Origin of the sequence: Limnochorda pilosa (assembly GCF_001544015.1) — a bacterium.
GTDB classification, from domain to species: domain Bacteria; phylum Bacillota; class Limnochordia; order Limnochordales; family Limnochordaceae; genus Limnochorda; species Limnochorda pilosa.
On record NZ_AP014924.1, the window covers coordinates 2,366,237 to 2,393,180 of the forward strand.

The 26,944-nt window shown below is 65.0% G+C and carries 22 protein-coding genes and 1 pseudogene; 5 read left to right on the forward strand and 18 right to left on the reverse strand.

The genetic code is table 11. The features are described 5' to 3' along the window. Positions 1 to 39: 39 nt before the first annotated feature. From LIP_RS10415 to LIP_RS10460, 10 genes are all read right to left on the reverse strand, one after another. Positions 40 to 1,572: a xylulokinase gene (locus tag LIP_RS10415; protein WP_068137848.1), complete on the reverse strand. Its 1,533-nt coding sequence runs from the start codon at positions 1,570 to 1,572 to the stop codon at positions 40 to 42. A 92-nt stretch (positions 1,573 to 1,664) separates the two neighbouring features. Further along, positions 1,665 to 2,750 carry a glutamate cyclase domain-containing protein gene (locus LIP_RS10420; RefSeq protein WP_158509637.1) on the reverse strand — a complete coding sequence of 362 codons (1,086 nt, stop codon included), beginning with the start codon at positions 2,748 to 2,750 and terminating at the stop codon, positions 1,665 to 1,667. A 55-nt stretch (positions 2,751 to 2,805) separates the two neighbouring features. Continuing rightward, positions 2,806 to 3,696, reverse strand: a complete 891-nt coding sequence (locus LIP_RS10425) for an ABC transporter permease (protein WP_068137854.1) — start codon at positions 3,694 to 3,696, stop codon at positions 2,806 to 2,808. Between the two features lie 19 nt (positions 3,697 to 3,715). Continuing rightward, positions 3,716 to 4,645 (reverse strand): ABC transporter permease, encoded by a 930-nt coding sequence (locus tag LIP_RS10430; RefSeq protein ID WP_068137857.1) that lies wholly within the window; start codon positions 4,643 to 4,645, stop codon positions 3,716 to 3,718. 89 nt (positions 4,646 to 4,734) lie between these two features. After that, positions 4,735 to 6,327, reverse strand: a complete 1,593-nt coding sequence (locus LIP_RS10435) for an ABC transporter substrate-binding protein (RefSeq protein ID WP_082726169.1) — start codon at positions 6,325 to 6,327, stop codon at positions 4,735 to 4,737. 50 nt (positions 6,328 to 6,377) lie between these two features. Further along, a complete protein-coding gene (locus tag LIP_RS10440; protein WP_082726170.1) occupies positions 6,378 to 7,346 on the reverse strand; it encodes a MurR/RpiR family transcriptional regulator in 969 nt (322 codons plus the stop codon). Between the two features lie 560 nt (positions 7,347 to 7,906). Beyond that, the gene (locus tag LIP_RS10445) at positions 7,907 to 8,617 is read right to left on the reverse strand and encodes an FkbM family methyltransferase (protein WP_158509639.1); all 711 of its coding nucleotides are present in this window, start codon (positions 8,615 to 8,617) and stop codon (positions 7,907 to 7,909) included. Between the two features lie 49 nt (positions 8,618 to 8,666). Then, positions 8,667 to 9,932, reverse strand: coding sequence for a lipid-A-disaccharide synthase-related protein (locus tag LIP_RS10450; protein WP_068137869.1), 1,266 nt, complete (start codon positions 9,930 to 9,932; stop codon positions 8,667 to 8,669). 4 nt (positions 9,933 to 9,936) lie between these two features. Then, positions 9,937 to 11,151, reverse strand: a complete 1,215-nt coding sequence (locus LIP_RS10455) for a glycosyltransferase family 2 protein (protein ID WP_082726172.1) — start codon at positions 11,149 to 11,151, stop codon at positions 9,937 to 9,939. Positions 11,152 to 11,829: 678 nt separating this feature from the next. After that, positions 11,830 to 12,306 carry a helix-turn-helix domain-containing protein gene (locus tag LIP_RS10460; protein ID WP_082726173.1) on the reverse strand — a complete coding sequence of 159 codons (477 nt, stop codon included), beginning with the start codon at positions 12,304 to 12,306 and terminating at the stop codon, positions 11,830 to 11,832. A gap of 170 nt (positions 12,307 to 12,476) precedes the next feature. Between LIP_RS10460 and LIP_RS10465 the strand changes: the two genes are divergently transcribed. The 4 genes from LIP_RS10465 to LIP_RS10480 all read left to right on the forward strand — a co-directional run bounded on the left by LIP_RS10465 (position 12,477) and on the right by LIP_RS10480 (position 17,142). After that, complete coding sequence (locus LIP_RS10465) at positions 12,477 to 13,571, forward strand: nucleoside hydrolase (RefSeq protein ID WP_158509642.1); 1,095 nt, start codon at positions 12,477 to 12,479, stop codon at positions 13,569 to 13,571. Positions 13,572 to 13,642: 71 nt separating this feature from the next. Next, entirely contained in the window at positions 13,643 to 15,148 is a 1,506-nt protein-coding gene (locus LIP_RS10470; RefSeq protein ID WP_068141890.1) for a sugar ABC transporter ATP-binding protein, read from the forward strand. Between the two features lie 5 nt (positions 15,149 to 15,153). Next, positions 15,154 to 16,131 carry an ABC transporter permease gene (locus LIP_RS10475; protein ID WP_068141887.1) on the forward strand — a complete coding sequence of 326 codons (978 nt, stop codon included), beginning with the start codon at positions 15,154 to 15,156 and terminating at the stop codon, positions 16,129 to 16,131. A gap of 54 nt (positions 16,132 to 16,185) precedes the next feature. Further along, on the forward strand, positions 16,186 to 17,142 hold the full coding sequence (locus LIP_RS10480; protein WP_068137884.1) for a sugar ABC transporter substrate-binding protein: 957 nt from the start codon (positions 16,186 to 16,188) through the stop codon (positions 17,140 to 17,142). Between the two features lie 406 nt (positions 17,143 to 17,548). Here LIP_RS10480 and LIP_RS10485 read toward each other — a convergent pair whose 3' ends face one another. After that, the gene (locus LIP_RS10485) at positions 17,549 to 17,800 is read right to left on the reverse strand and encodes a hypothetical protein (protein WP_144440433.1); all 252 of its coding nucleotides are present in this window, start codon (positions 17,798 to 17,800) and stop codon (positions 17,549 to 17,551) included. A 20-nt stretch (positions 17,801 to 17,820) separates the two neighbouring features. Between LIP_RS10485 and LIP_RS17860 the strand changes: the two are divergent. After that, positions 17,821 to 18,051, forward strand: a pseudogene (locus tag LIP_RS17860) (ATP-binding protein); the annotation flags it as partial. Positions 18,052 to 18,183: 132 nt separating this feature from the next. On the opposite strand, the gene LIP_RS10490 reads toward LIP_RS17860, so the two are convergent. From LIP_RS10490 to LIP_RS17875, 7 genes are all read right to left on the reverse strand, one after another. Further along, entirely contained in the window at positions 18,184 to 19,698 is a 1,515-nt protein-coding gene (locus tag LIP_RS10490) for a polysaccharide biosynthesis protein (protein WP_068137889.1), read from the reverse strand. Positions 19,699 to 19,767: 69 nt separating this feature from the next. Next, on the reverse strand, positions 19,768 to 21,033 hold the full coding sequence (locus tag LIP_RS10495) for a sugar transferase (RefSeq protein WP_068137894.1): 1,266 nt from the start codon (positions 21,031 to 21,033) through the stop codon (positions 19,768 to 19,770). Positions 21,034 to 21,162: 129 nt separating this feature from the next. After that, complete coding sequence (locus LIP_RS17865; protein ID WP_082726178.1) at positions 21,163 to 22,413, reverse strand: glycosyltransferase family 4 protein; 1,251 nt, start codon at positions 22,411 to 22,413, stop codon at positions 21,163 to 21,165. Positions 22,414 to 22,620: 207 nt separating this feature from the next. Next, positions 22,621 to 23,550 carry a GDP-L-fucose synthase gene (gene fcl / locus LIP_RS10505; protein WP_162492755.1) on the reverse strand — a complete coding sequence of 310 codons (930 nt, stop codon included), beginning with the start codon at positions 23,548 to 23,550 and terminating at the stop codon, positions 22,621 to 22,623. Beyond that, on the reverse strand, positions 23,477 to 24,589 hold the full coding sequence (gene gmd, locus LIP_RS10510; protein WP_082726179.1) for a GDP-mannose 4,6-dehydratase: 1,113 nt from the start codon (positions 24,587 to 24,589) through the stop codon (positions 23,477 to 23,479). Before gmd ends, fcl begins: the two co-directional genes overlap by 74 nt. A gap of 186 nt (positions 24,590 to 24,775) precedes the next feature. Beyond that, on the reverse strand, positions 24,776 to 25,804 hold the full coding sequence (locus LIP_RS17870) for a glycosyltransferase family 2 protein (RefSeq protein ID WP_082726180.1): 1,029 nt from the start codon (positions 25,802 to 25,804) through the stop codon (positions 24,776 to 24,778). A 50-nt stretch (positions 25,805 to 25,854) separates the two neighbouring features. Then, the gene (locus tag LIP_RS17875; RefSeq protein WP_158509645.1) at positions 25,855 to 26,625 is read right to left on the reverse strand and encodes a glycosyltransferase family 4 protein; all 771 of its coding nucleotides are present in this window, start codon (positions 26,623 to 26,625) and stop codon (positions 25,855 to 25,857) included. Positions 26,626 to 26,944 lie beyond the last annotated feature (319 nt).

Consider the following 26,944-nt stretch of genomic DNA (forward strand, 5'->3'; position numbering starts at 1 on the left):
CGTCTCTCCCCCATTCGTTCGGACCGTCGCGCCGTCCCGCTACGCCCAGCGCCTGAAGAGGGGCATCAGGGCATCGGTGAGTTCCACGAAACGGGCGTAGACCTCGTCGTACGCTCCCGGCCGGCGCGGCTCGAACCGCTCGGGTACGGGCGGGTTGATCTGCGTTGCCGCTCGCCGCACCGCATCCGCCAAGGCATCGCCGGCGCCGTCGCCGGCCGCGGCCCCCAGGATGGCCGCGCCCCTGAGGGCCTCCAACCCCGGCTCGGGGAAGCGAAGCAGCGGCAGCTTCAGCACATCGGCCAGGATCTGAGCGATCCGGGCATCGGTGCCTGCCCCTCCCGCGAGCGCCGCCTGCCTGGGAGGCGGCTGATGCTCCCGAAAAGCGTCCAGGAGCCGGCGCATCGCCATGGCGACCCCTTCCACCGCCGCCCGCACCAGGTGAACGCGCCGCGTGGAGCCGGTCAGGCCGAAGAAGACGCCGCGCGCCGACGGTTCCCAGAGAGGGCTTCGTTCCCCCGCCAGGTACGGAAGGAAGAGAACGTTCTCCGAGCCCGGGGCAAGGGCATCGATCCCTTCGAGGGGCAGGCCGCTGCCGCCGGCCAGGATCCGCGCCAGCCAGTCGAAGACGCCGGCCGCGTTGGCGGTCGCCCCGTTGGTCACCCAGGCGCCGCCCACGAAGGGGTAGGCGGTCACCCTCGGCGGGCCACCAGGACGCCGGTCGATCAGGGGCTCGGAGGTGACACCCCGCACCACACCGCTGCTTCCGAGGCTGAGGGCGATATCCCCGGGCTCCATCACGTTGACGCCCAGATTCTGGCAGACCCCGTCGCCCGCCCCCATCAGGACCGGCAGGCCCGCAGGGAGGCCCAGCCGCCGGGCCAGCTCCTTCCGCATCCCGCCGCCCTTCGCGGTCATCGGGAGGACGGGGGGGAGTTGCTCGGCCCGCACCCCCGCCATCCGGCAGAGCGCCTCATCCCAGCCGTCAGATTGCAGGTTCCAGAGACCGGTGGCCACCGCGCACGAACGATCGGTACCCGGGCTGCCGGTCAGACGACGGAGGAGCTCGTCCTTGGGGGAAAGCACCCAGCGGGCCGCGGCGACAGCCCGCCGAAGCTCCTCACCCCCACCGCCCGCGGCGATCCACATCAGCTTCACGGCGGGGTAGACCGACGACGCATGACACCCGGTGGTCTCGTAGTACCGGGGCCCCATCTCCGCCTGCAGGCGGGTGACGACCGGCTCCGCCCGCCGGTCGCTCCAGGGCAGCGCTGGGTAGGGGTGGCCCCCCTCCCCGTCCACCAGGACCAACCCCGCCATCTGGCCCGTCACGGCCAGCGAGGCGACGTCACCGCCGCTGATCCCTGCTGCGAGCAGGTCCCCCATCACCTGCCCCAGGGCCTCGAGGGCCGCCTTCTCCCATTCCTTCGGATCCTGCTCCACCCAGCCCGGTCTGGGTGTTTCCGTAGGGTAGAGCGCCCGCCGGTGCGCCAGACGACGACCGTCGCCCGTGAAGGCGGCCGCCCGGCAGCCGCTGGTACCCAGGTCCAGCGTCAGATAGACCCTCTGGTCCACGGCGCCCGCCCCCCTCTCCTCCCCACGCCTGCGGCCCGCGCCCGTTCGTGGGCGCCGGCCGGACCCTCCCCAGCCCTGCTGGCATGCTCGAGCTAGAGCTTCTGCCAACCCTTCAGTCCCTTGGCGACCGCGAAGCGCATCAGGTCCCACAGGGCCCGGTTGAGCGCAAGCGGCACGCCGTCCGACATGGGATCCACCCGGCTGCTCACGCCCTCCACGGCACCGGCGTCCGAGCAACGCTCGATCACCCGGCCCACGTCGATGCGGTCGAGCACATCCGGCCGCCCGGCGGCCGCCGCCAGGGACGCCGCGAGCCCGAAGGCCCCCGTGTTGGAGACCGCCGCGGCGATGGCCAGGTCCACCTCGGTTCGTGCGAGGAAGGCTCCCGCCCCTTCCATCCAGCGGGAGAGGTCCGGGGCCAGGTTTCCCATGCCCAGTTCGTTACCGCCGTCACCGATGCCCACCGTGAGAACGCCCCTCTTCCGAGCCTCGGTGAAGAGCACGTGGGCGGCAGCCACCAGACGGGGCGGCACCTCCCGGCCCGAAACGTTGTGGTAGTTCCCGTCGGCGGCCCGGTCCGGCGTCTCCACCGAGAGAGCGAGCGCAGGCACCACCTGCTCGAGCAAGGCTTGCGCCTCGCTCACGGCGGACTCCTGGTTGGAGGTGAAGGGGACCACCGCCGTCGCCGCAGCCGCAGGCGGGCCCGGCTTCGAGCGAAGCGCCTGCTCAAGGGTGCCGACGATGAGGCCGGCTGACCTCAGGGTGGCGGCCACGACCGGGACGAGCTGCCGGCCCGTCACCACCACAGGGACGACGCCCCAGGCCTCCTCCAGCACCCGGGCCAGGACCGCGACACCCACGGGGCCGTCGGTCTCGGTCAGATCGTCGAACATCCAGGAGCGCGAGGGATAGCCGGTGGCCAGGATCGCCCGGGTGCCCGGCCCCGCCTGGCCCAGCCGGCCGGCGAGGGCGCCGGCGACCGTGGCCAGCAGGCTGGGAGGCGCTTGGCCGGCGGCCGGCTCCTGCCGCGCCCGTGGGTCGGACTGAGACCGCGCCAGCGCATCGGAACGGGCGGCTTCGAAGAGCGCGTCAACGACGCCCCGGGCCGTCAGGTCGGCGGCAATCAGGTGGTCCAACGTGCGTCCGATGGTCTGGAGCAGCGTCTTCTCCACGCTCACGACGGCATGCATCCTTCCAAGAATCGTCTCGACCGCGTCCACCGGTTGCTTCGGGCTAGAGCTTCCGCCCCCGGGTCGCCGTCGGGTCAAGCCGGTCGCGCAGAGCGTCCCCGGCCATGTTCAGCCCCAGCACCAGAAGGGCGATGGCCAAGCCGGGGAAGAGCATCATGTGCGGCGCCAGGTGGACGAACCCCCTGGCCTGGCTGAGCATGGTGCCCCACTCGGGCGCAGGTGGCTGGACGCCCAGCCCCAGGAACCCCAGCGCCGCCGAGAGGAGCACCGCCTGGCTCAACTCCAGGGTGACCTGGACGATGAGCGGCGAGGCCACATTGGGAACCACGTGTCGGACGAGCACCCGGCGATCGGGCACGCCAAGGGCTCGGCACGCTTCGAAGTACTCCTTGTTCTTCACGGCCAGCGTGGCGCCCCGGGCGATGCGGGCCGGTCCCGCCAGGGCGCCGGCCGCGACGGCTACCACCAGCGCCCTTTCGCCCACACCGATCACCGCGACGATGGCCACCGCCAGAACCATGGAGGGGAACGTGAGGACCAGGTCGGTGATCGACATGAGCACCTGATCCGCCCACCCACCCCGGTAGCCACTTACAAGCCCGAGCAGGATCCCCACCGAGGCCCCTAGAGCCACACCGGCCATTGGAATGACGATCGTCCGGCTGACTCCGTACAGAATGCGGCTCAGAATGTCGCGTCCCAGCTCGTCGGTCCCCAGCCAGTGCGCCCGCGATGGGCCCTCCAAGGCGTGCAGGAGGTCCTGGCCCGCGGCATCGTACGGTGCGATCCAGGGTGCCGCCACACCGAGGAGAACGATGCTCACCAGCAGCCAGAGGGCCAGGCGCCCGCGCCAGTCCCGCCGCCTGGCCGCCCGGAGGTTGGGGGCTACTGGAAGCTTGCCAGCAACCGACGCTCCCGTCCTTCCGTCCATCATGATCGGCCCCCGTCCCGATTCACTGGTACTGAATCCGTGGATCGATGGCCGCGTACGCCAGGTCCACCAGAAGGTTGATCGCCAGGAAGGCCGCCACGTACACCAGAGTCAGGGCCTGAACCACCGCGTAGTCCCGCACCCCGACGGCGTTGATCAGCAAGAAGCCGAGCCCGGAGTAGGAGAAGAGGGTCTCCACCACCACGGACCCCCCCAGGAGGTACCCCAGTTGCAGACCCACCACCGTCACCACGGGGATCAGCGCATTTCGCAGCCCGTGCCGGAGCACCACCCGGCGGGAGGCGATCCCCTTGGCCACCGCTGTGCGAATGTAGTCCTGGCCTAGTACGTCCAGCATCGCAGACCGAGCCGTGCGGGCAAAGACCGCGGCGAGACGGGCCGCGACGGCCACCGCCGGCAGCACCAGGGCCCAGGCCGAACCGCTGCCACCGGCCGGCAGCCAGTGCAACTGCACCGCGAAGAGGCTGATGAGCAAAAGACCCAGCCAGAAGTTGGGGATGCTCAGGAGGGCGACGGTACCCGCCGCGGCCACCTGATCGATGACGGACCCCGGCCAGACCGCCGAGGCGATCCCCGCCGGGAGCCCGATCAGGAGCGCCAGGCCCAGAGCCGCCGCCGCCAGCCCCAGGGTGCGCGGGACGTGCTCGGCGATGACGGCAGCGATGTCCTTTCCATACAGCACCGAGCGACCCAGATCCATGTGGAAGAGGCCCTGGACGTAGCTCACGTACTGGGACACGAGAGGCCGGTCCAGCCCCATCTCCGCCCGAACCGCCGCCACCGCCTCCTCCGACGCGCCGAGACCCGCCACCAGCCGGGCCGGATCCCCCGGCGCCATGCGGAAGACGAAGAAGACCGCGGTCACCACCACCGCCAGCACGATGATGGCCCGGAGGGTTCGGCGTATGAGGAACCTGGCCATGCCAGCCATCGGACCGGCCCTCCCATCCCTGATGCCCTGCGACGGGTCGCACCGGGCCCCACCGTCGTTGGGTCGGCGGGGCCCGATGCGTACCCAGACTAGCGCCCGGCCTGCCTCAGGTCGGTGAAGAGGGTCGGCAGCACCACCAGCCCATTAACGTCGCTACGGGCAGCCACAAGACGCATCTCGGCGTAGAGCCAGATGTAGGGGTTCTCCTCCATCAGGATCCGCTGAACTTCACCGAGGAGTTCGTTTCGCCGGGCAGGATCCACCGTCTGGTCCGACTGCGTCAGCAACCGGTCCACCTGCGGGTTGGCGTACCTGCCGATGTTCCAGACGGTCGGCACCCCCAGGGGATCCTTGTTCGAGAGGAAGAGGGACGAGAGCGCGTATCCGCCGTCGCCGTTGGAGGGGTTGAAGGCCCAGATGAACAGGTCGAAACCGGCATCCTCGGCCGGTACCTTCAGGTAATCCCAGTACCCCGCCCGATCCACCTTATGGATGTTGACGTCCACGCCCACCTTACGAAGCTGGTGGGTGACCGCCTGCACCACCACCAGGTCGTTCGGGTAGGAGCCTTCCGAGGTGATGAAGGTAAGGGTCAGGGTCCGGCCGTTCTTTTGCACCATACCTGACGGCCCCGGCGTCCAGCCGGCCTCGGCCAGCAGCGCCCGGGCCCGGTCCGGATCATACGCACGCCTGCCGATGTCCCGGTAGCCCGTGGCGTCGGGCGCCAGCGGCGATTCCAGGACCTGCGCCTGCCCCATGAAGATCGCCCGAGCGATCCCTTCCTTGTCCACCGCGTGGTTCAGGGCCAGGCGGACCCTGGGATCCTGCAGATCCGGGTTGAGCACGTGAATGCCGATGCCCACCGTCCGAAGGGTCGGCTGGGAGATGACCTGTACCCGGCGATCGCTCGCCAGCCGAACGGTGTCCTGCGGGGTAACGGCTGCCGCCACGTCCACCTGCCCGGCGAGCAGCAGCCCCACCCGGGAGGTGACATCGGGTATGTACCGGAAGGTGATCTCGTCCACGCCGGCGGCCGGACCCCAGTAGCCGTCGAACCGCTCCACGGTCACCTCGGAGCCGGGGTGGAAGGACCGCAGCTGGAACGGCCCGGTTCCCACCGGATGCTGGTCGTAGGCTTTACCGTACCGGGCCACCGCCGACGGGCTGACGATGGCCGCCGATCCGTGGGCCAGCGTGTTGAGCAGCGTCGGGAACGGCTTCTTGGTGGTGATCGAAACCGTATGGGGGTCGATCACGCGCACCGACTCGAGAGGATCCCAGAGCGGCCGGTTGAGAGGGTTCTGCTTCGGATCCATGGAGCGTTCCAGGTTGAATCGGACTGCCTCGGCATCGAAGGCCGTGCCGTCGTGGAAGCGGACCCCCCTGCGCAACCGGAAGGTCCAGGTGAGCCCGCCGTCGGAGACGCTCCACTCCGTGGCCAGCGCGGGCTCGAAACGGAGATCGGCGTCGAACCGTACCAGCCCTTCATACAAGACGAGCCCCACTTCGTAGGGCGAGGGGGCGTTGACGTAGCCAGCCAGCGGGTCGAGCTCGACGACAGGCACTTCCTGCGCGTAGACCAGGCCGGCGGCCTGTGCGGCTCCCGCCCCGGCAAGGAAGATCGCCGCCGCCGCAAGCACGGCGATCGCCCAAGAACAGCTTCCACGTGCGATGGATTGCACCGATCCAGCACCTCCTTGTTCCCTTCAGTCAAAGGATCCAGCCAGCCAGGCTAGAAGCGCTTGTCCGCGTTCACCTCCCTGACCCGTGCAATGTTGCGCACGGCCTGGTCGTAGCGCTTGAGGGAAACCAGGACGAAGAGCGTATCGACGATGGCGATCTGAGCCACCCGCGAGGACATCGCCTCCGTGCGGAAGGCCGTCTCCCGGGCCGAGGTAAACAGGTGGATGTCCGCGAAGCGGGTGATCGGCGATCTGCCGAAACTGGTGATGCAGATGGTGGTCGCTCCGCAGCCTCGGGCCAGCTCCAGCGAGCGGACCGTCTCCCGGGTGCTGCCCGAATGGCTCACGCCCACGGCAACCGCCCCCGGGCGTAGAAGGGCCGCCTTGGTCGCCTGGGCGTGCCCGTCGTGCAAGGCTTGCGTGGCGAGGCCAAGCTTGGTGAACCGCTGGGCCGCGTCCGCCGCCACCCACGCCGAGAGCCCGACCGCGAAGAAGACCACTTCCGTCGCCTGGTGGATCGCGCTGGCCGCCTCCTCCAGCGCCCTTACGTCCACGACCTTTTCGGTGGAGGCGAGAGCGGCTGCCGTGGCGCCGAAAACCTTGGAGCGCACGGTAGCCGCGTCGTCGGTGGGGAGAACGTCTTCGTGGATCTGCTGGACCGGCGCCACCAGGTCCTGCGCGATGCGGATCTTCAGCTCCTGGAAGCCCGAGAAGCCCAGCTTGCGGCTGAGGCGCACCACCGTCGCCTCACTCGCCTGGCTCCGCTCGGCCAGCTCCGTGATAGAGATCCGCACCACGTCGTCGGGTTTCGCCAGAAGGCATTCGGCGACACGCCGCTCGGCCGCCCTCAGCTCAGGGAGAATCCCCTGAAGGCGAGCCAGGCCGTTCGCTCCCGACAGAGGAAGGGCGGAGGCGCTTTCTCCTCGCTCTCCGGCCTCCGCTGGTCGGGCCCGGCCGGACGCGACCCTGGGTCTCCGTTGGGTTGGTTCACGCCGGGCACGCTGCGCCACACTCCTCACACCCCGTCCACGTTACCCTTCCCGAGCTCGCGGCTCCGAGGCTCGCTGGAGGCGATCCGCCGCCGGCTTGACGCAGGCACGGGCTGCCACCAGGTCCCTCGCTCAATGGGATGGTTCACCGGACGAAGGAAAACTCCTTCTTTTGACCTCAGAAATGAAGATGCTCGTCATCGCAGGGGGCGGGGGCTGCCTACCGCCGGAGATCGAGCGATCCGCTGGATGGGCTCACCCCCCGGCGGTCAGCCGCTCGCTCAGGCCTCACGGGATGGGGATCTCAAAGAAGGGCGGCTTTACAGGGCGTCAGCGTCCGTCGTCAGGGAATCGACGACCGTGGGGGGCTACCGGTGACAGTTCGGTAGCGCCCGGGGGTGCAACTACAGGTCGACCACCGGTGAGAACGACCGATGCGCTCGTCAGCGGCTGACGTCCCAGCTGATGTCGCCGTCGGTTACCCCGGCGATCTTCCACAAGCCTCCTGTTTGGCGGAGAACGAAGGCGTGACCCGGCCCGCCCGAACTCCGCGCGAGTACCGCGCCGGGCACGCTCCTCCAGGGTCTTGCTTAGGATCTGGGCACGGCCATCAGGTGGCCCTTCATCCTGTCGACCGCGTAACCTCGCTCCGTAAGCCACGAAACCAGGCCTGTCTCACGGTCGTGGTGTTCCAGGACCAGGGCCGGGCGGCATGCTTCGATAAGCCGCGCGCCTCCGCGAAGCACGTTGATCTCGTGCCCTTCGACATCGACGAGCATGAGGTGAACGGGCGTTTCACCCAGGATGGTGTCAAGCGTGGACACCTGCACGACCGTCGTATCGCTGGCCGTCCGGTCCACGGTCAAGGCGTGCGTTCCACTGGTAGTGCCTGCGGCCATGGCTGCGGTGCCGGTTCGGTCCGACAGGGCGAGCTGCATGGGCACGACGTTCCGCATTCGATTCAGCTCGACGTTGACGAGGAGCTGCCGGTGATTGGCTGGCCAGGGCTCGAACGCGTACACCCTGCCGGTCTCGCCCACCAGGCGGCCGAGGTAGACCACGTGAACGCCAACGTGGGCCCCGATGACCGCGACCGTCATCCCTGGCCGTACCGTTCGCGTGAGCCATTCGGTCACGTGCGGTTCGTATGAGCCATGCAGGAAGACCCTGAAGATCCTCTTGCCCTCGCGCAGTTGAGGCGAGAACGCGAAATGCAGACCCTTGTAGCGACCGACCAGGACTCGCAACACCCTGAGCTCCTCTCCACCGAACGGGCACCCCTCGGCCGCCTGGCGGGACACCCTTCGCATTCCAGCCAGAACGATGTCCGCCCACTTCATTCGCCAAGGTTCACGGAGCAAAGCGTTGAACGATCCTCCGAGCGATGGTATCGGTTGCCCCCGGTGGCCCCATGAGGCGTTTCCCAGCCTCAGACATGGACCGATACCGTTCCGGGTCGAAGAGGATGGCGAGCGCCTCGCGGGCAACCTCCTCCGGGCTCGGCTCTGCCAGTGCGATCGCACCCCGTAGCAGACGCTCCTGCACGGTGAGGAACCGCGGGGTCACCTGCATGCCGGCGCCCTGAAAAGTCACTGCCGGCTTGCCCAGACCCACCGCCTGCTCCACGGCAGTGCCCGCCTGGCCGATGACCGCCGAGCACAGCGCGAGGATCTCGGCAAAGGCGCCCCGCAGGATCGGCACCGCAAGGCCGGGCGAGGTCGGGTCGACCGGTATGGCCACCCCTTCTGCCGATCCACCCTGCCAGCGATCCGAAGCCGGCTCCGTAGCCTGCAGCCTCCAACCGGCCCGGGCCAGAGTCTCCGCTAGAGCACCGGAGGGGTCCGCTGGCGCCCACGCGACGGCGCCACGGACTCGTCCGGCCGTCTCGGCATGAAGCGTCCGAAGCACTTCGAGCTGACCCGGCAGGTTGAGGAAGGCGTCCTTGCGGCTCCCGGGCAAGAGAGCCACCACCGGGCTGGCACCATCCCAACCGGCCGCTCCCAGGGCGGCCTCAACCCGTCGGAGGGTGTCGGCGTTCGGCGCGAGCGCATCCCGCATGGCATTCCCCACGTACTCGGTACGGTAGCCCATCTCCTTCAGTGCCGCTTGGGTATCCGGGTCCCGCACGAAAGCGTCGATGCCAGGATCGCGTAGAGGCCGCCACCTCCTGGGATTCCCGAATCGCTTTCCCGGCGGCACAACTCGGACCGAGTATGCGATGGCCACCCAGACCATGGGTTTCTTGAGGATCAGGTGGTTCAGCTGGAGGCTGACGCGGTCACCCACGCCTACGACGGCATCCCATTGGTGCCGATGGCGCCGCGCGAAGCGGAGCTGCCGCACGGCCAGACCGGCGCCACCGGCCAGAAGGTCTCTCAAGGTGTTGCGGAGACTGAGGTAGGCGAACCCTCCGCTGGGGAGCTCGGCCTGGGGCCCCACGACGGGGATGCCGGCCCTCCGGTAGGAGTCGCCCGCACCCACGAGCGGGAAGGCAAGGAGCCGCAACCGGTCACCCGCCAGGGCCTGAACCCTCTGCGCGATCTGCGCGCCGATGGCGTCCTCGCCGTGGCCGTTGCTGAGGAACAGAACCGCCTTGCTGGGGTCACGCGGCCGCACGGGCCTACCCTCGGAGCTCCCTGTGGCTCCCGTCACTCCGGGCGGCGCGGCGTGTGGCCGCCAGGCTCTCCAGGTAGGCCTGATTGATCACACCCGCCAGCCACATCTTCTCCAGGGCAACGCGCCCCCTCTTCCGGGCCCGCTCCACCCAGGAGAGCACATTGTCCTCCCGGACGAGGCCCCCCATGCGGAAGATCCAGTTCAAAGCACGGTGGAGCGCCGTGTCCTGGGCCGCCAGGCGAGCCGAAAGGCCGGGGTACTTCGCCATGAAGTAGACGGCCGACACGCCCCGCTCGCGCTCCTTGTTCATGCGGGCGACGAGCTGCTCCTGGGTCTGGATGAGCGGCTGGATGTGGTAGCCCACGGCCTCGGGCACCGCCACCCGGGTGAGCCCATGTCGCTTCAGCCGCCGGCCGAGGTCGATGTCCTGCCACCCCATGCCCTCGAAGCCCTTGTCGAAGGCGCCCACGGCTTCCAGGTGTTCCTTCCGGACCGCGGCGTTGGCCGTGTCGAGGGTCGCGCTGGAGAAGTCCCACACCGTGGCCTCCGTCCTCGCTTGCGCAGCCTCCAGCGAAGGAACGGAGATCAGCTTCCCCACGGTGAAGACCTGGGATCCCGAGGCACGGTGGGCTGCCACGTGGGCTTCCAGGAAATCCTCTTCCACGATGACGTCGCTGTCGACGAAGACGATCAGCTCACCCGTGGCCGCCTCGATGGCCGCGTTGCGCGCTCGGCCGGGTCCTTGCCGTGTTGAGAGGGTGACACACCGCACTGGGACAGAAGCCGACTCCGCCACGCGCTCCACGACCTGGGGTGTCTCGTCGGTGGAGGCATCGTTCGCCACGACGATCTCCGCCTTGACACCCATCCGCGCCAGGGGCTCGACCGCGCGAAGGAGGCTCTCCAGGCAAGGCTCGATGAGCCGGGCGCGGTTGCGCGCCGGGATAACAAGGCTAAGAGACCGCGGACCCGGGGAGGAGGCCTCACCCGAGCGGCGGTGCCCCTCGCCTGGCTCACCCCGTGGCACCGGCTTGGACCGAGCCGGGGGCGAAGGAGGGTGAACTGATCGTTCGACCACGCCCCGGCCTTGCGAAGACTGTGGTTTGTCTACGTCGTCCTGTGCGCGACGCTTGGCCCCGGCGAACCCCATAGTGGATCCCATCTGCATGGTGGAAGACCCCCGTCGGAGGCGATCGTTTCGAGAGACCGCACATCCCATTCGGCGCCCTCGGGTAACCCAGCCCTCGGATAACCCGCTTCCCCCACTAGATTCGTTCCCTACCGTGCCTGACCTGCTCTCCAGTTCATCACAGGCGGGTTGCCGACTCCTGACTGGGCCAGGAGACCTCCTTCACGCGTTATCCCAGCGTTGCTCCCGGCATCTTCCTAAAGGAAATGGCGGAAGACTACCGAGTTCCCGCTGAAGAAGCCGGTTCTGGCTCAGGGTGAGCGGACGAAGAAACTGGGCGGCATCGTGCGAGGAAGGAGGGCGTGATCGGTGGGACCCTTCCGAGCGATCCGGGTGTCAGATGCGAGCCAACTGCTTCAGGTTCTGGGCGAAAACCCCCGCCCCGACCCACCAGCCGATCGCTCTCTCTCCCCTGACCCGGGCCCTTCCCAACCCATGGGTTCGCTTCAGGACGCTGATCCGGCCTTCGGCCCCGGCACGCCAGTCTTGCAAGCAGGCTCGGGTGTATCTTGCCCCGCACGATGGGACGGGCGTCCGGATCGAAGAGGCTGACCAGCCGGTCCGGGATCGAGCGGACTCCTTCCTGCACCTGCCAGGTCTGCCCCACCACCCGCTCGATCCAGACGAGCATCTCTTCGAGGGCCGCCACCGCCTTCTGCTTCTGGGCGAGGAAGCTTGGCCATCAAGCCTACCGTTTTTCAGCGGGAACTACTCGGGCTCCACGAGACGTAAGAACTCCCTGGCCACAGCCAGCAACGCCCTGAGCTGCGATGGCGTCAGATGAGGAGCCGCCTCAAGCAGCTGCCTGGCTCCCTCGTTGCCTGCGAGTCGCTGCAAGAACTTCTCGGCCTCGATGTCGGCAACATCGCGGCTTACGGTTGCGGAGAGATCTTGTGGCGGGACGAGCAGATCAGTGAAAGTCACCTCTAGGGCGCGCGCGATCGCGTCGTAGGTCTCCAACTTCCCACTCTGGCCTCGCTCTACGCGATAGATCTGCTGTTTGTGAAGACCCACCGCCCGGGCTAGCTCCGCCTGCGTTAGGCCGCGCACCCGCCGCAGCTGCTTGATATTAGCACCGATGATCTGGCGGGCCTCTCGGACTGAAGCCATAGTGTACGCCTCGCCCCATCTCCGCGCTTGATGTAAACACAAGCATCTGGCTGGCGCAATACACATTACATGCATATCTGGCGCCGCGGCAGGGCGCAAAAAGAGGAGATTTCCCGAGAGAGACAACCGTATCCTAGGGAAAAACACCACCAGAAGTAGTCACCAGATGCTGAGCACCCTTGCACGATATACATAAAATGTGTAGTCTTCCCTTGAAACGCTGCATTGAAGGAGGTCAAGCTTCCATGCGACGGGTTTCACGAGTCGTTCTTGTGATGGTAGTGCTCGCGGTGCTGGTGCCAGGATTCGCCGCAGCAAGGGAAAAGGTGATCGTCGACGCCGATATGGGGATCCTCAACGACGACGCGGTCGCCCTCTTCATGTTGCTGCAGTCGGGGGAGGTCGACGTACTTGGAGTCACGATTGTCGCAGGCAACACCTGGGTCGAAGAGGGAACCGCCTACGCCCTCCGGCAGTTGGAGCTGATCGGGCGGACCGATGTCCCAGTGGTGCCAGGTGCCCCAGAGCCGCTCATGGGTAACCGCCAGCCGTGGCTAAGCGCCGAAGAGCGGCTGTGGGGGAACAGCGAGTATCTGGGAGCCTTCAGCCGGCCGCGACCCCGGTCTTACCTTGAGCTTGACGGGGAACCGTACGGAGGGTACCCGCAAACCAAGCCCTTCTCGGAGCACGCGGTCGACTTCATCGTTCGGATGGTCAAGGCGAATCCGGGTCAGGTGACGATCTTTGCCCTTGGGCCGGCCACCAACTTGGCGCTCGCCGTGCGGAAAAACCCGGAGATCGTCCCCCTGGTCAAGCAGGTGATCTACATGGGTGGAGCCATCGATGTTCCGGGTAACACAACAGTAGCCGCTGAGTTCAACTGGTGGTTCGACCCGGAGGCGGCCCAGATTGCGCTCCGGACGCCCTTCCGCAAGCAAATCATCGTTCCCCTCGACATCGCCGAGCGCGTCTTCTATACCAAATCCGAATTCGACCGCATCGTCAGCCGCGCGGAGACACCCATCGTGAAGATGTTTAAAGACCTCCATGGGCCCCGTTTTGCACAGGATCCCGACCGCACCTCCTTTGTGTGGGATGCGCTGACCTCAGCCATATTCCTGCGTCCAGAGATCGTTGTACGGATGGAAGAGCGATTCGTGGACGTCGACACCAGCTATGGCCCCAATTACGGCCGCTCCCTCGGCTATTACGAGTCCCGGCGACGCTCCTTCGGTGCTCCGGAGAACTTCCCCGCCGGAACGCAGAAGGCGAATGTGCTCTTCGATATCGATCGGCAGGCCTTCTGGGACCTCTACGTCGAGCTCATAGCCAAGCGCTGAATCCCACCCTAAGCGGGCGGTGTACGGGTGCAGCACGCGTGCACCGCCCGACCAAGGAAGGACCTATGCAGATGGACAGGCCCATCCTCGAACTCCGACGGATCACCAAGCGCTTCCCTGGAGTCCTGGCCTTGTCCGATGTCTCCTTCGACCTCCACCCGGGTGAGGTGCACTGTATCGTGGGCGAAAACGGTGCCGGAAAGTCGACGCTCATCAAGGTGATGAGCGGCATCCATCTCCCGGACGAGGGCGAAATCCGCATCGACGGCCGCTCCGTAGTGCTTGACTCGCCGAGAAGGGCTCGCGAGAGCGGGGTAGCAACGATTCACCAAGAGCTGCAGTACGTGCCTGGCCTGAGCATCGCTGAGAACTTGTTCCTGGGGCGCGAGTACACGACGCGGTGGCGCACGATCGACTGGACCCGTATGTGGCGAGAAGCTGGCGCCGTGCTGCAGCAAGTGGGACTGACCCACTCGCCCCGCACGCCCATGGCCGCGTTGAGCATCGCTCACAAGCAACTCGTGGAGATCGCCCGGGCGGTAGCGATGAACGGGCGTGTCCTCATCATGGACGAGCCCACCTCGTCACTGACGGCCGCCGAGATCGAGGAGCTCTATCGGATCATCGAGTCCATGCGACAGGCGGGAGTGGGCGTGGTCTTCATCTCGCACCGTCTGGAGGACGTGCGGCGGATCGCCGACCGCGTCACGGTGCTGCGAGACGGGAGGCGCGTCGTAACCGTGGAGGACGGGCGGTCTGTCCGGAGCGACGACCTTATCCGCTGGATGGCGGGTGAGACGCTCCCGCTTTCGAGAACCGCGGCCGGACGTCGCATTGGACAGGCTGTCCTCCGAGTCGAGAACGTGACCCGGCGGGGACTTGTGCACGACGTCAGTTTCACCCTGAAGCGGGGTGAGATCCTGGGCTTCGCCGGATTGGTCGGCTCTGGTAGGACCGAGTTGATGCGCTCCATCTTCGGGGCGGACCCCATGGACTCCGGACGCATCGAGCTCGACAACCGCACCCTTCGCTTGCGCGGCGCGTGGGACGCCGTCCGTCACGGCATCGGCTTTCTGCCCGAGGATCGCAAAGGGCAGGGGCTGATGCTCGATCTGCCGGTTCGGTTCAACGTCACCCTAGCCGGCCTCAGGCAACTGGCAAAGAGCGGGCGGATTGACCTACAACGGGAGCGGCGTATCGTGGACCGCTTCGTGGGGGAGTTGAGGATCAAGACCCCCGGGGTGGAGTGGCCGGTACGCTATCTCAGTGGAGGAAATCAGCAGAAAGTGGTGATTGCCAGGTGGCTCCTAACCGAGTCCAGGGTCCTGATCTTCGACGAGCCCACCCGCGGCGTTGATGTGGCCGGCAAAGCAGAGATTCACCGTTGGATCCTCCGGCTTGCCGAGCAGGGTTTGGGTATCATCGTGGTTTCATCAGAGATTCCCGAGCTGCTGGATATATGTGACCGGATCCTGGTCATGCGCGACGGGCGCATCGCCGGTGAGCTGAAAGGCCAGAACGCGACCAAGGAAGACATCCTGCGGTTGCAGATGGGTGAAGAAGGGTATGTGGGATGAGCAGAATGGCCACTGAAGGTGCTGCGACAACGTCCCGCGCCGGACGCAGTCAGCGGTTGCGTTATATGGCGCTAGGGATCGGGCTGGTCCTGATGGGCCTGTGCGTCCTGCTAGCTCTGATCAGCCCGTACTTCCTCACGCAACAGAACCTGACGAACGTCCTGCTGCAAAGCTCCATCAACACCATCGTAGCGGTCGGGATGACCTTTGTGATCCTCACAGCGGGTATCGACTTGGGCGTAGGCTCGGTGGTCGCACTCTCGGGCGTCGTACTGGGCGGTGCAATGAAGGCGGACGTCCCGATACCGGGGGCCTTGGCGGTGGGATTGGGAGTAGGGGCGCTCACGGGGTTCATCAACGGCGTGCTGATCACGAAGGGCGGGGTACCGCCGTTCATCGCCACGCTCGGGATGATGAGCGTCGCCCGCGGGTTGGCCCTGGTCTACACCAAGGGCCAGAGTCTCTACGTCTTCCCTGCCACCTTTCTTGAGTTCTTCGGCACCGGCTCCCTCGGCCCCGTGCCCATGCCCGCCCTTATCGCGGCCGCGACGGTTGCTGCAGCCTATTTTCTCCTGGGGCACACCCGTTTCGGGCGCTACGCCTTCGCGATCGGGGGGAACCTCGAGGCGGCTCGGCTATCAGGGATCCGGGTCGACGCAGTCCTGATCGGGGTGTACGTCCTAGCCGGGGTCACCTACGCCTTGGGTGGAGCCGTACTCGTGGGCCGTCTCAACTCGGCACAACCGATTGCCGGGATGGGGTACGAGCTCGACGCCATTGCGGCGGCGGTGATCGGCGGGACCAGTCTTTCCGGTGGAAGGGGGAGTGTGGGAGGAACGGTCATCGGCGCCTTGATCATGGGCGTCGTGCGAAACGGCCTGAACTTGATGAACGTGTCGTCCTACGTCCAGCAGGTGGTAATCGGCAGCGTGATCGTGTTGGCGGTGCTCGTGGACCGCGTGCAGAAGGCGCACCGGGATTAGACACGGCGCCAGCCTTGCGGGGAAAATGCCATTCACAAGGAGGGTGTCTATAATATGCGCGAAGCTGGACGACGGTTGGTGTTGGGGCTGTTGATCGTTGCCCTGACGCTCATGGTTGGTGGCAGCGCCCTTGCGGCATCGCAACCGCCTCGTGTGGCGCTGATCATGAAGACGCTCACCAACCCATTCTTCTTGTCGATGGAGGAGGGGGCGAGAAACGCCGCAGCGGAGCTTGGCGTAAGGCTAGAGGTGGTGGCGGCCGAACGGGAGACCTCCATCACGCAGCAGATTGCCCTCATCGAGGATATGACCACCCGCCGGGTCGACGCCATCGTGATCGCACCCATTGACTCCAAAGCGGTGGTGCCTGCGCTCTCCCAGGCCAAGCGTGCCGGGATCCCCGTGGTGAACCTCGACAACCGCATCGATCCCATCGCCGCCCAGGAGAGCGGGCTTCAGGTCGACATCTTCATTAGCGCCGACAACGACATCGGGGGGCGCCTGGCTGGTGCCTACCTCGCAGCCCTCATGGGCGGCGGGGGTAAGGTGGCCATGCTGGAAGGGATCCCCGGCGTTGAGAACGCCGAAGGGCGCAAGCGGGGCTTCCTTACCGCCATGAGCCTCTTCCCGGACATCCGGGTGGTGGCCTCTCAGACGGCCAACTGGCAGACCGAGGAGGCCCTCAACGTGTTCACCAACATCCTGCAGGCCCATCCCGACCTCGACGGCCTCTTCGCCGCCAACGACATGATGGCCCTGGGGGCCATTCAGGCCATCGAGGCCGCTGGGAAGATGGGGAAGGTGTATGTGACCTCCTACGACAACCTGGAGGCCGCCCAAGCGGCGATCCTGGAGGGCAAGATGCACGCCACCATCGAGCAGAACCCTGCCCTGATGGGCTACTACGGTGTCAAGTTTGCCCTAGACCTGATCCAAGGGCGGAGCGTCCCCAGCGAGTACATGGTACCCCTCCAGGTGGTGGATCGTGCGCTGTTGGAGAGGAAGCGGTAGACTCTGGCCGGGCCTCGCTGCTCCACTGGAGGGCCGGCTCCCGGTGGTGGGGGCCGGCTCTTCTCCTGTACCCCTAGAGAAGCGCACTCGCCAGATTCCCGCAGAATGGCGCCATTTCGCTAGTTCCCGCTGAAAAAGTCGGCTTTGGATCAGGGTGATTCCGTTAGGAAGAAGGTGGGTGCAGTGGTGGTCGCGGACATGGTCTTGGTGGAGCCCCTGCTCGGCGTCCGGCCCTCAGACTCGGGCCAACTGCTTCAGATTCTGGGCGAAGGTCCCCGCCCCAAGCCACCAGCGGATCGCCTTCCGTCCCCGTACCCGGGTCCTTCCCAACCCGTGCTGCCGCCCGCATTCCGCACCCCTCGAACGGGTCGGGCAGGGTTTTCCGGCGGCTTGATCTGGCTCGATTTCAGTTTGGAGTCAGCGGTTCGCAATAGATCTCAGATCCGAATCCGGCCAGTCGAAGGATCTCGAGATGCTCTTCGGGGATGTCGTCGGCAACGTCTGCATAGCGGCTGTAGGCTTCCGGGGTGAGTCGTCCGAGGATCGGGATGTAGTCGATCTCTTCCATGAGCGTGAGGCTGGTGGGGCTGTCGGTCACCCGTTCACCCCGAAGCAAGCGGAGTTTCTTCGTCTCTGTCTTCTGGAGTTCCTGCCGCACCCGGTACTCCAGGAAGGCCGCCAGGGGCGGAACTGCTCTTCGCGTTCCTCTCCCTCCGCTACGAGCGGGGCAGCCTCATGATCACCACCAACCTCGACTTCGCCCGCTGGATCGAGGTCTTCGGCGACGCCCAGATGACCACGGCGCTGCTGGACCGGTTGATCCACCGGGCTGTCATTCTCGTGACCAACGGGGAGAGCTATCGGTTCCGTGAGAGCATGCGTGTGAAGGAGAGTGAGGCCGCCGGCTGAGTTTTGGGGAGGCGCCGGCCCGGTCCTGCTACGCAGGACCGCCCCCTCCCCCCATGGAATCCGTGCTGGTGGGGTGGTACCCTTCTACGCCATCACGGTGGGACACTCTGGAGTTGACATCTACACACCGCCTTACCGCTTGGCCAGCCTCACCACCTTGCCCGCCTCCTGCCCACCAAGCTGCGCCTTGCCGGCGCCTTCCGTGCTCGGTCGGACCGTGTCGCTCTGGCTCGTGCCAAGTTCTTGGCGCTCCTCCCCCGCCGCCACCTCCGCGACGCGCACAGCCACCTCCGGCTCCCTCCCCTGCCCCAGCGCGACTAACGTGGCCCGCAAGGCCTCCAGCTCCCCCTCCCTCACCTGCACCCGCAGCACCTCCAACCCATGCTCCAGCCACGCAGGATCCACCTCCTGGCCATGGAGGCGGACGATGTCGGGGTGGCTTGTCCCCTCGACGTTCTCGCCGTCGGTGCGGAGCTCCTCGAAGAGCCGCTCGCCAGGGCGGGCGTCGGTGAAGACGATGGGGATGTCCACGTCGGGCTCGAAGCCCGAGAGGCGGATCATGTCCCGGGCCAGGTCGACGATCCTCACCGGCTCGCCCATCTCCAGCAGGTAGATCTCGCCGCCCTGGGCCAGGTGCCCCGCCTCCAGGATGAGCTGCACCGCCTCGGGGATGGTCATGAAGTAGCGGCGCATCTCCGGGTGGGTCACGGTGACGGGCCCGCCGGCGGCGATCTGGCGCTTGAAGGTGGGGATCACGCTCCCACGGCTCCCCAGGACGTTCCCGAAGCGGACGGCCACGAAGCGGGTCCGGCTTCTCCGGTCCATGGTCTGCACGACCATCTCGGCCACCCGCTTGGAGGCCCCCATCGCGTTGGTAGGGTTGACCGCCTTGTCGGTGCTCACCATCACGAAGCGCTCGGTGCCGAATCGGTCCGCCGCCAGGCAGAGGTTGAGGGTGCCGAAGACGTTGTTGGTCGCCGCCTCGTCGGGGTGGGCCTCCATGAGGGGCACATGCTTGTGGGCCGCGGCGTGGAAGAACACCGCCGGCCGGTGCGCCGCGAAGATGGCCTCCACCTTCCGCTCGTCCCGCATGTCGGCGATGGCGGTGACCAGGACGAGCTGCGGGTGGGCCGTCCGGAGCTCCTCCAGGATCTCGAAGATGCTGTTCTCCCCATGCCCCAGGAGGATGAGGCGCCCGGGGGCGCAGCGGGCCACCTGGCGGCAGAGCTCCGAGCCGATGGACCCTCCCGCCCCGGTGACCAGCACCACCTTCCCCTCCAGGTACGAGCGGACGGCCTTGACGTCCGAGGGGACGGGGTCGCGCCGGAGGAGGTCCTCGATCCGCACCTCGCGGATCTGGTTGACGGTGATCTGCCCGTCCATCAGCTCGTAGAGAGCGGGCACCGTCCGCACGGTGCATCCGGAGCGCCGGGCCTGGTCCAGGGTCCCCCGGATGATGGAGCGGGGGGCCGAGGGCATGGCGATGAGGACCTGCGTGACCCGGTGCTGCCGGACCAGCTCCGGGATCTCCTCCCGGCCGCCCAGGACCGGGAGGCCCAGCACCCGCTGCCGGTGCTTCTCGGGGTCGTCGTCCACGAAGCCGACCACGGTCCAGTTGGTGGCCTGGCGGATCTCGCGGAGGGTCATCACCTCCGGATGGAAGGTCCCTCGACGAAGAGCGTTCCCAGTTCGTGCGTCGTCTGTAGCGACGCGCTCCTATCTGGCTCCCCGCCCTGTGAGCATCACACGAATGGTCTTCAAGGCGATGGAAAGGTCGAGCCAGAAGGACACGTGCTTGACGTAGTAGAGGTCGTACTCAAGCTTCTCGGTGGTGTCTTCGAGTCCGGCTGCGTAGCCCTGCTGGACCTGGGCCCAGCCGGTGATTCCCGGCTTGACTCGGTGACGCCAGCTATAGAACGGGATCTTCCGTTCGAACTCCCGGACAAAGGACACCTGCTCGGGCCTGGGGCCGATCAGACTCATCTCTCCCCGCAGCACGTTCCAGAGCTGGGGGAGCTCGTCCACCCGCAGGCGCCGGATCACACGGCCCACACGAGTGATTCGGTGGTCTCCATCGAGGGCGAAGCGCGCTCCGTCGCTCTCGGCGTCCACCCGCATCGAACGGAACTTCACGAGCCGGAAGACCTGGCCCCGCTGCCCGACCCGATCCTGCCAGAAGAGGAGGGGGCCGGCAGAATCCAGCTTGATCGCAAGGGCGGTCAGGAGGCAGATGGGCACGGTGACCGGCAGGGTGACCAGGACCGCCGCCACGTCGACAAAGCGCTTCAAGGGCAGGTACGTGGCCGGGCCGTTGAAGAGGTCCCCGACCCACCCGTCGCTGAGGTGGGACAGAGGGACACGCGTACTCGCCGTCTCGTAAACCGCGGCTGCATGGTAAACAGGGAGACCGCTGGCCGCGCACTCAGCAACGAACCGCTGCCACTCAGGCGGCAGGGCCTCGTGCATGTCCACCACCAGGCCGGCGACGGGCTCATGGAGCCGCGGGCCGCTCAAGGGCACAAGATCTAAGCCCGGCAAGACGGAGAGCTTGTCCATGATGCTGGAAGGCACTGCAGCCAAGCGGGTAGGGGATGTTCGGGGCCGCAAGAGGAGAATGTCGATCATCTGCCAGAGGAGAAGAACTACGAGGGAAACCAGCAGGAAGGAGCGGGAGTAATACGACCGGGCGAGGAGGACATAAGCCATCACGGCCCCGTAGACCGCCCCCACCCAGAGCGTGGCGGCTCGGAGTTGATCCATGGGGGTGCGGTTGGGCCGCCGGAGGAGCCATGCCTTACCAATGACGATCATGGCCCACAGCACGGCCACGTCAGGCCAGATGAGGCGCTGGCGCCACACTTCGACCGTGTACCATGCCGTATAGGAAGCCAGCATGATGGCGAGCACCGACGCGGTGCCGTCTCCCGCGATCCCGAGCACGTCGTAGAGCCACCGCTGACGCGCGTTTCGTGTGTACGTCATCCTCCTCGCCTCTGTTACGGGAGGGTAGCTCACGTTCTGCCCCTCGCCTTCGTTCTGTTCCCGTATAGCAAGGAAATCTGGCACCCCGTACGACGGTTCCATTACACCCGGACATTTCCTTCACTCGGGTCAGCTTGGTGCTGCAACGTGAGCGCGGCCCATCATTGCCGCGCGCTCGATCTCTTCGACGTACCGCTCGACAGCCACATCAAGTGTCGCCTCGCGGTTCACATACTCAATCGCCTGGAGAGACATCTCTGAGTAGCGATCAGGATCTGCGGCTGCCTCGACGATTGAACGCGAGAACGCTTCAGCATCGCCGTGATCGACGCGATACCCAACCCCATGCGTAGCGATGATTCGCGCGACGTCGGACTCCGGGCCGAGAACTGCAATAAGAGGAAGCCCGGCGGCCAGTAGGTTATAGGTCTTGCTCGGGACTCCCAGGGCTTCCATGCCGGGCTCAAGGGTAATGAGCCCTAGGCTCGCGCGGCGCAACGTCTGGGTATACTCAGCATCTCTGAGGTACGGACGAAACACCATGTTGCTCAATCCGCGATTACGAGCCTCATTCCGGAGCCAGATTGCTCGGGCACCATCGCCGGCAATCTCGAAGCGGATCGTTGAGTGATCTCGGAGCCGCTCGGCGCCTTCGAGCAATGTGTGGAAATCCTGAAAGCGCCCGATGTTGCCGCTGTACAGCACGACGAACTCTCCATCAGAGGCTGGTGCCGTTCTTGGTTTTCCAAGACCCATCGTGGTCCAGTTTGGTATTACAGCAATCTTGCCCGAAGGAACCCCGTATTCTTGCACAAGAAAGTCCTTCATGCCATCCCCCAACACGACAACGCGCTCAGACCTCTGGAGTGATCGTGCCTGAAGTCGACGAAGCGTGCGCGTGAATCGGGATTCACGCCTCCAAAGGCCCAGTGCGACCGGTACGTCAGGGTAAAGATCATGGATGAGGTACACGGTTGGTCTGCGAGCAGACCCAAGCAGGTTCAGCACCATAGGCATCAAAGGAGGGTTGGTCACCACGAAAAGCACATCATACTGCAGTAGTGCGGCTGACAGCGCTGCACTCGCTGAGAACACCAGGTCACTCGCCGCTCTTCGCGCAAATCCATCGCTCTGGGCGCGAAGCGTTCGGTACCGACGAATTCGGATGTCCTCCCATTCTTCTCGCCGCGGCAACGGGTTGTGGTTTGTGGCTCGGTATGGCCTCCGACCGGTAACCACATCTACCGTCCACGCCGGCCGACGCTGCTTGATGACAAGGAACAGCTCACCGAGGAGCCGCCCGGTTGAGGCTTCATCTGGGTAGAAGTACTCGGTGAGAAGAAGGACACGAAGACGGCTGACCAAGGCATTACACCCCAAAGATCTGCAGTGTGCGTTTCAGCGTGTAGCCGTAACGGTAGATCGAGTACGCTTGCGCTCTACGATTGGACACCACCGGCCGAGCCCCAGCGGTCGCTACCACAGCTGATTTGCACTGCTTACTGGTTACGACTCTGATTCCATATGCCATAGGCTCGGGGATAGCCTTGCTCTGCAGCCCTCTCCGTAGGAGAGGACGTGCACGGATTACGCCATGTTTTGTACGAACCACTCGTACGTCTGCTCGATCCCCGTTCTCAAGGGAATCCGTGCCGACCAACCGAGCGCTCGAATTCGGTTCACATCCAGCAACTTCCTGGGCATCCCGTCCGGCTTTCTGGGATCGAAGACTAGGTCTCCCTGATAGCCAACGACATTCTTGATCAGCTCGGCCAGTTCTCGAATGGAGATGTCCTCGCCGATGCCCACGTTGATCGGGACGGCGTCATCGTAGTGATCCAGCAGGAAGAGGGAGGCCTCGGCCAGGTCATCCACGTGCAGGAACTCCCGCCTCGGATTACCCGTACCCCAGACCTGCACCGTGGGGCTGCCATTCACCTTCGCCTCGTGCGTCTTGCGAAGAAGCGCGGCAAGTACGTGGCTGGTCTCGAGGTCGAAATTGTCGCCGGGGCCATAAAGGTTCGTGGGCATCGCCGAGATGAAATGAGCTCCGTACTGGCGGCGATAAGAGTTCACCAGTTCGATGCCGGCGATCTTGGCGATGGCGTAAGGTTGGTTTGTGGGCTCCAGAGGACCGGTCAGTAGGTATTCTTCCTTAATAGGCTGCGGGGCGAGGCGGGGATAGATGCAACTGGATCCGAGGAAAAGGAGCTTCTTTACGCCGTGCTCATGGGCGGCTCGTATCACGTTCAGCTCGATCTCGAGGTTCTCCTGGATGAAGTCTACCGGGTAGGTGTTGTTCGCCCAGATCCCGCCTACCTTTGCAGCGGCCAAGTACACGTACTCGGGTCGCTCGGAGGAGAAGAAGTCATCGACGTCCGGCTCACTTCGGAGGTCGAGCTCAGCACGGGTCCGCGTCAGGACATTCCGGTATCCCTGCCGTTCAAGTGCGCGTACGATCGCGCTGCCCACCAAGCCGCGATGGCCCGCAACGAAGATCCGTGCATCGAGCGGCACCATGTCCCCAGACACTAGCGATCCCCCTCAGCGGCACGCTGTGGCCGTTCTCGCGGAGCACCCGCTCCTGACGAGCCAGCTCCAGGTCCTGCTCCACCATCCGCTCGATAAGCTCCTCGAACGTAACCTGAGGCTGCCAGCCGAGCTTCTTGCGGGCTTTGGAAGCATCACCACACAGGGCATCCACCTCCGCTGGGCGGAAGTAACGCGGGTCGATCGCAACGTACTCGCGCCAGTCGAGGTCGAGCCGGTCGAAAACACGCTCGACGAACTCTCGGACCGAGTGTATCTGGCCGGTTGCAATCACGTAGTCGTCCGGCTCGTCCTGCTGAAGCATCAACCACATGGCCTCGACGTAGTCTGCAGCGTAGCCCCAATCACGCTTCGCGTCCAGATTGCCAAGGAAGAGCTTGTCCTGCAATCCCAGCTTGATCCGGGTCGCTGCCCGCGTGATCTTGCGCGTAACGAACGTCTCGCCCCGCCGCTCAGATTCGTGGTTGAAAAGAATGCCGTTGCAGGCGAAGAGGTCATACGCCTCCCGGTAGTTCACCGTTTGCCAGTAAGCGTAGACCTTCGCTACTGCATACGGCGAGCGCGGGTGGAAAGGCGTGCCCTCGGACTGGGGGGGAGGCGACGAACCGAACATCTCCGAGGACCCCGCCTGGTAGAACCGAACCTCGCGCCCTGTAGATGGGTACGCGCGTATCGCCTCTAGGACCCGCAAGGTTCCCAGCGCGTCCACGTCCGCAGTGTACTCCGGCTGGTGGAAGGACACCTTCACGTGCGACTGCGCGCCAAGATTGTACACCTCATCGGGCTCGACCTGTTCGAGGAGCGCCCGGAAACCGCTTCCGTCGCTGAGGTCCCCATAGTGAAGAAAGAGCCTCGCACCGGGATCGTGTGGGTCCTGGTAGAGGTGGTCGATGCGGTCCGTGTTGAACGAGCTCGACCGCCGAAGAACACCATGCACCTCGTACCCTTTCGCCAGCAGCAATTCGGTCAGGAACGAACCGTCCTGACCAGTGATGCCTGTGATCAGCGCCTTCTTCGTGCCGCAACTCGTAAGCCTTCACTCCTCCCCTGTGCTCTGCTGTGTACGACGTCGCGTCCTGATCGCCGTGGTCCTCCCCAAACCACCAGCCTGCCCAAGTACGTCCCGCGGCCCTCATCTTGGCCGGAACACGAGAGTGACTTTCGTCGTTCGCATTTCCCGCTAACGCCTCTCCTACACCCAATCGAATCGTCCCATAAGCTCGCGTTTCCGCCGGAGCCAGTCGCGTTCTGCGAGAAACATCGAGCTCACAACTGGCCATAGCGGCACACGGCCACTCATCGCCCTGAATACCATCGCAGCCCAGGCTCCCAGGTGGCCCCACCAAAAGCTCACCGTGAAGTACACTCCCCTGCGCCCATGTTTCGCCACAAGGTAGTGGTGATTGTAAAGGTACGCATACGCGTAACGAGAGACATCTGGGCGCCCCCCAGGAGCGTGATGGTGCACCAGAACCGCATTGGGTTGATAAAGAAGCAGGTGGTTCCGTGAAAGTGTCGCTGGAAGGTCTAGGTCTTCCCATAGGTGCGTGCGCCCCAACTCTTCGTCGTACTGAAACGATTCGAGCACGTTCCGGCGGTACGACGCGCATCCCATTAGGAGACGAACTCGAACCGGGACGTCGACGCGCCGATCAAACGGCATCGCTGGAAAACCTGAGGGGAGGAAATCACCCCTGCCGTTATCGTGGTTTAGGAGAAACACGCGGCGGATCATCCGTAACACGACAGGCCATCTAGCCTGAGCATCGATCACCTTGCCCCCAACTCCCACGACACCGCGGTTCAGACGGAACGTAGCGTCGATTTCATCGACGTATGCTGGGTCCAACTCAACGTCGTCATCCAAGAAGTGGACGATATCGCAGTTAGCATGCTTTGCTCCAAGATTCTTTTGCAGCGAAGCATTACAGCCATCTGACTCAACGACCTTCAATGCAAAGGGATTCTTCGTAGACCCAAGGGCGCGCTTGATCCCGACCGCGTCGCGACAGGGCACAACTATTACCTCTTCCGGCACGAGGCGCTGCCTTGCTATAGAAGCCATACACTCAAGCAGCGGCTCCACGCGCCCCACAGTCGGAATGACTATGGAGTGTGTTAGGCGATCACTCTCGCGCGCATTCTCCGTGACAGATCCCGATGTTACCACCGCACGACGCCCTCTTCCTTGCACATGCCGCACATAGACGAGGCGATTCACACCAGCTCGTCACTGACCTGCCCCGATGGCCCGACATACGATCACCGTGCTCAGCTTTGAAACGCCCTTGAAACTCGCGCATTGTGGGCCTCCCGAGCCAGAGCCAGGGCCTCCCAGATCTTTGCTGCATACGTGGCAGGCGTATGAGCCTTACCCCATGCTGTAATTGACTCACGGTCGAGCCCAGCTCTGACTCGCTCAGTCGCATGAGTGAGCGCCCTTCGAAAATCCACCTCGTCATCCGGATCGAACGCCCTGCCAACATCGGTCGGTGCCAGCTCAATGAGGTCATGGGTTGCGCCTGCTCGCTTGGAAGCCAACACGTACAGACCCGCTGCCAACGCCTCATTTACAACCAGCCCCCACACTTCGAGCAGCGACGGCATCACGAGAACGTCTGCCTGGGCATAGTGCTCCGCAAGCTCTTCCAAAGTCCTTGAAGAACCCGCGAAGCGAACATTCACGTCACCATGTGAAGCCATTGAACGAAGCTCCGCCTCCAATGACCCGTACCCCACCAAAGTCAGGCGTCCGAGAGAGGGCGAAGCATCTGTGAATATCCTCAATAGTTCGCGCACGCCTTTTCGTTCGATAAACTGTCCCACGTAAAGAAATCGGGTTTCCTGTACTGCACCTTCGGTTGTGAGCTGGCCTCGCCTCCGGTGTACTAGGCAAGCAAGCGTCTCCGTGTTAACGGTGTTTGTTCCCGTCACAACGCGAGCCGGGTCAAATCCCAGGCCGATCACCTGTTGGCTCGCCAGATGACCATAAGTTACAACGGAATCGACCAAGCGCAGCGCCAGTCGTCGAAGCCCGGTCATGACTCTGCCTCTGGAGCGACTACTTAGGCTGTGGCTACCCCACCAGAGCGTTAACGGAAGGCGTTGGTGCGTTGCATAAAGCATGCCAGTCCAATGATTCGGCGTAACGTAACCGTCAACCAGCACCTGAGTGGGGCCAACTTCCTCTAGTGCATGCCAGAGTCCTGGGCTGAGGTAGATTCCCCAGTCCCGTCGACGAACGAAGGTGCTAAGACCTGGCACTATGTGGATATACAAACCAGGCCACCCCTGGCTTGACACCTGCTGAATGCGAGTTGGGTCTCGTCCTGTAGGGGCAAAGACATGAAACTCTCCGCAC